The 8,052-nt window shown below is 57.8% G+C and carries 4 protein-coding genes; all 4 read right to left on the bottom strand.

Annotated features, from left to right (window positions below):
- Positions 1 to 587: 587 nt before the first annotated feature.
- From DXD16_RS05155 to DXD16_RS05140, 4 genes are read right to left on the bottom strand one after another with little or no spacing between them, the layout of a single operon-like run.
- A complete protein-coding gene (locus DXD16_RS05155; protein WP_117655349.1) occupies positions 588 to 1,286 on the bottom strand; it encodes a hypothetical protein in 699 nt (232 codons plus the stop codon).
- 2 nt (positions 1,287 to 1,288) lie between these two features.
- The gene (locus DXD16_RS05150; RefSeq protein ID WP_117655348.1) at positions 1,289 to 1,858 is read right to left on the bottom strand and encodes a hypothetical protein; all 570 of its coding nucleotides are present in this window, start codon (positions 1,856 to 1,858) and stop codon (positions 1,289 to 1,291) included.
- Between the two features lies 1 nt (position 1,859).
- Positions 1,860 to 7,325 (bottom strand): hypothetical protein, encoded by a 5,466-nt coding sequence (locus DXD16_RS05145; RefSeq protein WP_117655347.1) that lies wholly within the window; start codon positions 7,323 to 7,325, stop codon positions 1,860 to 1,862.
- 3 nt (positions 7,326 to 7,328) lie between these two features.
- On the bottom strand, positions 7,329 to 7,976 hold the full coding sequence (locus DXD16_RS05140; RefSeq protein ID WP_117655346.1) for a hypothetical protein: 648 nt from the start codon (positions 7,974 to 7,976) through the stop codon (positions 7,329 to 7,331).
- Positions 7,977 to 8,052: the final 76 nt, after the last annotated feature.

Genomic DNA, 8,052 nt, shown 5'->3' with positions numbered 1-8,052 from the left:
GGACAGTCCTGCTCGCACGGAGAGCACATTAAGTGCTCTCCGGCTCGTGCGAAACTCGCGATGAACCTTACATTCCGCGTCGCCGGGCAGACGCCTCGGTGTTGAAGCGCGGCTTGTCATGAAAGCATCCGCAACATATATAAGTTGAAGGCCACATTAAGTGGCCTTCTTTGTATTCGGAAAGTGTGTCCCGGAATCTGCCTTCGGAATGGGACGGACGCAGTTTCCGCTTGAGGGCCTGTTGGGAAAGCGCATCCCACTTCAAGAGTAAATTCCGGGTCGCACTTTCCGCTAAGGCTCTCAACCGGAAAGTGGGGACCACTCTGAGCGCCGATTCTGGGACACACTTTCCGAAACACCGCCCATCCGGAAAGCCCGTCCCGCTCTGAATACATCCGGGCATGGAATATCCGCTTATTAGGCCTTCCGTCAATAAAGGGGCGCCCTCCCGAGCGGCGGGCTCGAAGTTCATCGCGAGTTCCGCACGCAAAGAAGGCCACTTAATGTGGCCTTCGTCTTGCGCAGGACTGTAGAGCAGGGAACTTCGTGCCCGCCGCCCGGGAGGGCGTTGCGTTTAGAAGATGGACCTAGCGCTTATCCCTCCGGGACAAAAGTAGCGCGGCTATAAAAGCGATGCTGGCAAGAGTTAGCAAAACTAAAAGCAACGTGAGCGTGTTGTCGCCCGTTGCCGCCAGACCAAGCAAGCCGGGCTTCTTGCTGCCAGCAGACTGCACGGGGATCTTCTCGCCGTCGTCCTCGGCGGTAATCTCCCAGCGAATGGTCTTGTTTGCGTCGGCAAGCTCGTTGCCCACCGACGTCGGGACACTTAGTTGCAAATTGAGTACCGTGCTGCCATCGCTCGTAAACGTTGCGACCTGCGTGGGATAGGCAAACACGCTGCCCGGCGTTCCCGTCTGGAGCCAACCGGCAGACGCATCGGCCGCCGACGCCGTTAGGGTAATGGGCGACAGCAGATGTGCCGTCTCGTGATCGACAACGGCCCGCACAAACACACGTACCTGGGACTTTACACCCGTGGCACGAACCCCAATCTGTTGCTCGCGTACATCGCCGGGCATTAGATCTTTAAAGGCTGGAAACAGATCGGGCTCCCCCGAGGAGTCCGTCGCTCCCGATACCGTTAGCTGGCGTGCATTTCCGTCATAGGCAATCGTGGGAATGTCAGCAAACGCACGTGCAGGAACGGCGAGCGCGATAAGGCAGACGATTGCCGCCATTACGCAATGCAAGAAACACGCAACGTCTTTACGAATCGGAGAGGCCATACTTACGCACCTCCATGCGGCGGCACCAGCACGCCATCCTTGACTGCACAGCCCCATGCCTCTGCAGCTGCATCGCCGGGCGTGGATTGAATTGCCTGGGTCGAAATGTCAACGACCAGGTTCTTCCCATCTGCCTTCTGCTCAGTCACGCTCTTGATGAGCACATCGGTTTTGCCCATCGGAGCAACGGGAGACGTCCAGTAGTAGTACCCGTCGGACGCGACAACCCAAGACGAGGCGGTGTTAGAAGCAGATGCCTTGGACACACTGCCCCACGCAATGACGTAGTCGGTGCCGGCAACTGGTTCATCCCACAGGCGCGCGCCATTCTGGTCCTGCCAGTAGATATCCACCGCAACACGCAGGTATGCCGGGGCCGAGCCGTTGTTTGTAATCATGACGTTGCTCTTCACATTGCCATCGAGCTTCTCATCTACCGAGGGCGCCACCGAACCAAAACCAAACTCGTTGACCAGCACGCCCGTAACCGAAAGCCACGCAAAGGTACCGGCAGCGCCAGCCAACAGGAGAACGCCAACAAGGAGGGCGACGATTTGCTTGCGCTTAGTCATCCTAGTCCTCCTTCTTCAGCGTGCCGTTTTTCCAAACATTCTTGGCACGCGAGCCACCATCGACCCATTTGTCATTCGCGCGCGTGTTGACGCACGTCACCACGGTGTCGCCCGCACTCGAGGCAGACGAGATGATGAGCTCGGCAGATTTGCCGGGCGCCTTGCCCGGCGTACTCAGTTCACCCTCGTAGCGCCATGCCCAAGCCGTGTCTTCCTCGACGGTATAGGTGCCCGCCGGAGCAGCAAATTGCACGCTGCCGACATACCAGACCTCACCGTTTTCGTCGCGCTGCTCGCTAACTTTCACCTCGACCATGCGCGTCTCGGCAGGAGAACCCTCCGACGCCTTTCGCGTTACCTTAAAGCGGAACGTTTGCCCCATTGCGCTGGCGTCGGTAGTCTTTTTAGCGATCGTCAGCGCATGATTCTGGGTAAATTTGAACACGGCATTACCGGGACCTTGCTCGCCTTCGCCTGTCTTCTTGGACTCCAGACGGTTGGCCAGGTCAAACGAACCATTACCCGAACCCAGACTGTAGAGCGAGACAAACTTGCCGTCCACGGGAGCTTCCTCTGCACCAGGGCCGTAGCTTGCCCGCGTTACCGTGACGGTCAACTGCGTTCCCATAAACGGCTTGGCAAAGCAGACCTTAAACGGCGCCTTATCGGCGGCGTCGTCGACGGTGTTGGCGGCGGAAGGATCGAGCAGCCACTTAAGCTGCGCGGTCATGTTTTCGGGCTTTCCATCAGACGTATCGTTGGCAACCACGCGATACGTCACGGGATACAGGTCCATATCGCCCTTGACCGGCTCGTCCTTAAACGTATCCCAAGCCTCCGCAGCACCTTCGGCACCCACATATCGCCATTCCAAGAAGAGTTCACGCTTATCGCCATTGGCGGCCGCCTGCTCATCGAGCAGCGCAACGATCTTGGAGTGGGCATCCGGGTCATATGCCACGGATTTTTGCTCCATCACGGGGTTGCCGTCCTTGTCATAGACGGGGTTGCCGCTCTCGTCCATTTTAGGGACATCGACCGTGTGGATAAAACCGGACTTGCCGTCTTGTGCGCGCTCATCGCCCGAGTCGACGGTCGCCGTAAAGATGACCGACCCGTCGATACCGTGATAGCGCACCTTATACGGCGCAATCTTGTACACCGCAGTGTAGGTCACGTTCTTAAAGGGCTCATTACCCTCGAGGGGATACTTCTCCTCATCGGTCATCAGGGTGTAGTTGCCATCGGATGTATAGTCACGCGACCAGCCGACAAAGTCGTACTTGGTGCCGTCCTTGCCGACAACCTCAGTTGCAGCTTTTACCTCCAGCGAAATCTGATCACCAGAGTCGGTACGCGCAAGGGAGCGTACGGCATAGGGATCATCCAGATTAGCATCGATATTCGATTGGACACTTACCGCGCTGGCACGGTAGACCGGGTACAGCTCCATGGGGGCGTTGACCACCGTGTTTTTAGTCACCATGGAAACGCCGTCCGACCAAACGACATAACCGCTGCTAGGCTCTGGCTTATTATCCGTCCAACCTACGAAGGCGTTGTATGCGCCCGTTGCAGCATCGATGTCTCCAATGTTATACGTTGGCAGCGGCATGCCATCTTTAAGGTCACCGAGCTTATCGCCCTCTTGGGCAAGCTTGCCGTCAACGTCGGAGTCGTTGAGATGATACACCACCGCAATGGGCGTGTAGTAGGCCACAAACGTATAGGGCTTTCCGGGCTCCACGGGATAGGAATAGGTATTGCCGCCCTCGCCCGTCGGCTCAAGTTTCTTTACTGTTCCGTCGGAAAGCTCGATCTCGAGCTTCTTAAGCTGATAGGTGCCACCAGCTCCGTCCGCATACACCGTCGTCGTAATGTCGGGACTCACCGTAGCCACCACAGACCCGTCGTCTTGCGTGGTCAGCGTGGGCTTGATATCCCAGTTGGGTACGTTAACCCCATTAGTTCCGTCAAAGCCCTTGCGGTGCAGGTTGGTGGTGTAGCTAACGTCGTACTTTACGTACACGGGATAGGCATCCTGCCACTGGGTAACCTTGGACGCGTCGGTCGCCAAGTATGGCGTCGCTTTCTCCGGGTCACTCGTCACATAGGGGTCGCCAGTAACGTCATAGATATATTTCCAGACGGCAGAATCCTTCTGGACCTCGGCGGTCGAAATCCAGCCTAGGAACTTATAACCAGGCACAGCCATCTCGGCATCGGTCGGAGAGGCTTCGAGTGTCAGATTGGGATTGATGTCGCCCTTCTTTCCGCCCTCGGGCTTGTCGTTTACCGTCTGATTGGTATGGATAAACGGATATTTATAGGTGTAGGTGCTATCGGAGCCCAGCAGCAACGGAGCCTCATAACGTCGCGTGACGCTCTTAACCGAGACATCGTCCTTGCCATAAAAGCTGACGCTTGTCGTCACCATGGCGCGCATGTAATACTCCGAATCGATGCCAATCTCGCTCTGAACGGGGTTGCCCACGCAGGTCCAGTATCCGCCTTGGCGCTCGAGGGTCCAGAAATTTAAATGGTATCGCTCGCTCGCCGGCCTAAAGTAAAACTTCAGCGCTCCTGCGACCCACTCGTCATCCAGCGTGCCCGAACCTGGGAAATCCGTATCGGCAATGACGTTTTTCCGGGTATCCGCACCTGTATCGTTTTTGACCGTATGCGAATACGCCTTCAAAGGCGCCACGATGAGTGTCTCTGCCCCAAAGCGCCCCTCATTGCATTCGTCCTTATAGTTTTCCTTCAGTCCGTGATAGACGTGCTCGGGACCCCAGTGCACGATATTCTCTCGCACGTAGCTCGATCCGACCTGCTCGTTAAACGAGGTTTGGTACCCGCTCCACACAGAGCAGAGGAGTCTGGATTCCTTATAGGCTTCGTTCGTCATCGACTTGACGTAATAATCCACGCGATACTCAAAGCGTGCGGTATAGGTATGCGGAACGGCCAGATCGACGCTGGCGGGAAGCTTGTAGCTGGGATCGCGGCTTACGCGCACCTCGACCTCGGGCCCGTCGGCGGCCTGCTTGTTTTCATACCAACCCAGGAAGCGGTAGCCATCGGGCAGCGAGCCGCCTTCGGACAAGGGCTTGTTGTCCACGCCGCGCACCTGCACCGTGTAAACGCTGGCCCCATCCTCGGCAGTCTGGACATCGACATGGGTGTTGCCCACGCCGACACGCTGGGTCTTATCTTCAAGCTCATCCTGTTCATTGCCCTCGAACACTGTCATGATGTTCGAGACGTAGTCGCTGTACACCGGATAGAAGTCGGTCGGGCCAAGCACGGTAATCTCGGTACCGGCAGGATAGAACGCGCCGGCATTTTTTAGCTCGGCGAGCTGGGTCGAGGTAATGGCTGCATAGCCACCGTTCATCTGAGCCTCTTCGCTCGGCTTCGTTGTCCAACCGATAAAGGTGGCGCTGGAAGACAGCGTGCCACGATCGGTAGGAGCGGCGGGGTTGAGCTTCGCGCCGTAGCGATACCAATCGCCCGATTTGTCGTGTGCAGTGCCGCTCTGGCAATCGAGCGTTTCGCCCTGGACGTTATAGAACAGCACCTGCGCCTCGTACGAAGCGATAAACAGGTCATTGCCCTTAAAACCGTCGACCCCCTTGGCATTATCGGCGGTATAGGTCGACGTATGCTCGTGTGCCTCGCTCTTCTGGACCTGCTTGCCGGCAGCCACAGCATCGGCATCGGTCTTGCCGTCAAACCAGCTGTTGTCTTGTCCAATTCGATTCACACGCACATCGGACTCGCGGAACCAGCCCATGAAGCGATAACCGCCGTTGGCATCGGTCAAGCCCTTGGGCTTTGCGGAGGTATCCTGCCCAAACGTCACCGATGTATCGCCCTGGGCCAAGCCCTGAGCCGTTCCCGCCAGCACGGCGCTCACGGCAAAGGCGTACGGATCCGAGGTCTTCTGTTCAATACCAAGCTTGGTTGCCTCGATGGTCGCGGTGCCCGCGCCGGGAAAATCGGTCGTTGCCTTAACGCTCTGGCCATGCACGGGAATATTCAGTTTGTAATCCATCGCCCACTCATTGGCGTGCGTGCCACCCAGGGCCTCATCGTTAGCAGTCGAGCGTTTAGTACCGGCACAGAAATCATAGTCATGCTCTTCCCATAGCTCACGCGTGATGTAGCGCTCGTCATCCCATGGACCATAGCCATCACCCTTGGTGGTGCCATCGCCGCCAAACGAGGGGATTTTCTTTTTAGCAGGGTTGCCCTGGCTGTTGCCAGAAAGGCTCACGCTCGGCTTAAAGTAGCACTCGGTGACCGTGGCATCATCCTTGTTGGCACGCGCGGCAATACCGCCCAGGTTCACATCGTTTTGAATGATGGGAATCACGGCGATGGGATTGTACTGACGCGAGCTCAAGTCACCCGCAAAATGGCTTCGAACGAGCTCGTTGCCCTTTTCGGTTAGAATACGACCCGCCAAGCCACCCGTCCACGCACGCGTCACGGCGACGACGCCCACATATGACGCGGCATAGCTGTAGCACTGCGCCGTCGAGAAGCAGTCGATAATCTTGGCCTCGCCCGCCATGCAGCCCACAAAACCCGAGGCGTACACGTTGTTGCCGCCCAGGGCGCCAATGGCCACGTCGTACTTATTGGTGACGTCGGTCATGCCCTTCTCGGCAATCGAGCCGTCGTCCTTACGCGTCGGCGTCACGCGGCAGTACTCGATAGTCGAGTTCTTAACGTAGCCGGCAAACGCCGCCATATACAGACCCTCACCGCCGAGCGCCTGCACGCCCGAGGTCGCGTTGTTAACGGCGCGGCCACCACGTACCTCGCAGTTATAGAGGGTACAGCCGTCGAGCTCGCCGGCGATGAGACCGCCCTCAAAGCCTGCGTTGGTAATGAGGTTGAGAGCATTGTTGGCGCAGGTCACGTGCAGCGTGCTCTCCATGACCATAACGTTTTCGAAGCGCGTATTGACGGCCTTGCCCACGATAATGCCACCGCGGAAGTCCGCCCACACGTTGGCGTCCTTGACCAGGAAGTTTTTGATGGTGGCGCCGTTGGTCTCGGCAAAAAATCCCGTATCGCGCTCGGGGTCAAAAGCGTCTTTATCGTAGTTCAGGCCCTCAACGGTGTGGTTTTGACCATCGAACACGCCCTTAAACGGATGCTCCTTGTTGCCAAACGACAGATGCTTAACGGTGTGCGAGACAATGGTCTTCATGTCGTCATCATTAAGCACGATATCGTTATCGAGATAAACGTGCCAGCCGGACGTATCGCGCTCGCGCGACAGCGCCACGTACGCCAAAAAGTCAGCCTCGTTTTTGATGTGGAATTCGGTTTTGGCCTCGGGCACATCCTCGGCATGCACCGCCGTCGGCAGCGCCATAACGCAGCAAAGGGCAATCGCCGCGACGGCAACTAGCCTGCTAAGCACGCCCCGGTTCATGTTCTTGATCTTCATAGGCTAGTTCGCCTCCGGCCAACCCACGACGTCGAGAACGTCGAGGACGGTATCGCTTTCCTGCTGGTTTTTGGCCTGCACGGCCTGCACATCGATATCGAGCCTGAAGGAACCGCCGCGCGCGGCATCGTGGTAGTCGTCCACAAAGCGCAGCGAGTCCATGAGGCTTTCCGTCATGGCGCCGGGGTCGAGCGTGCCGCCACGCCCGGCCAATCCGCGGTAGTAGTACCACCCATCGCTGCCATCGATCCACGGGGACCCCTCGCCCGCGTTCACATGAAACGCAACGCTGCCCGAAGCATCCGCGCTCGAACCGTCGGGCGCCACCGACGTCATGTGCAGACGCGCGCGAACGTACTCAGGCTGCGTGCCGACGTTCTCCACGCGCACAATGCGGCTGATGTCAGAACCCCCGGCCTTGGTGTCGGGATAGTCCCCGTGCTCGTTGGGCTCAAACGGAATCTCCTCGCCCTGCTCGTTTAGGGTGTATTCGCAGACTCGTACCTTCACGCTGCCAAACGATAGAACGTTGTTCGCCGGAACCATATCAACAGTAAAAGCCAGCGTGCCGCACAGGCACGCCAGGGCCAACAGCGCCATCGCGGCAAGCGCCAAGGTGCGTTTCTGATTGTCGGAAAGATTATTGAGCATTACGTTCGCCAGTCGTCGATAAAAAGGGGGACCGAGATCCCGACCCGAAAATGGGGATGGGGAGCGGGCCGGGATC

This window comes from Collinsella sp. TF11-5AC (assembly GCF_003436775.1).
In the GTDB taxonomy this organism is placed as follows: domain Bacteria; phylum Actinomycetota; class Coriobacteriia; order Coriobacteriales; family Coriobacteriaceae; genus Collinsella.
This window is presented reverse-complemented; position numbering and strand designations above follow the sequence as displayed.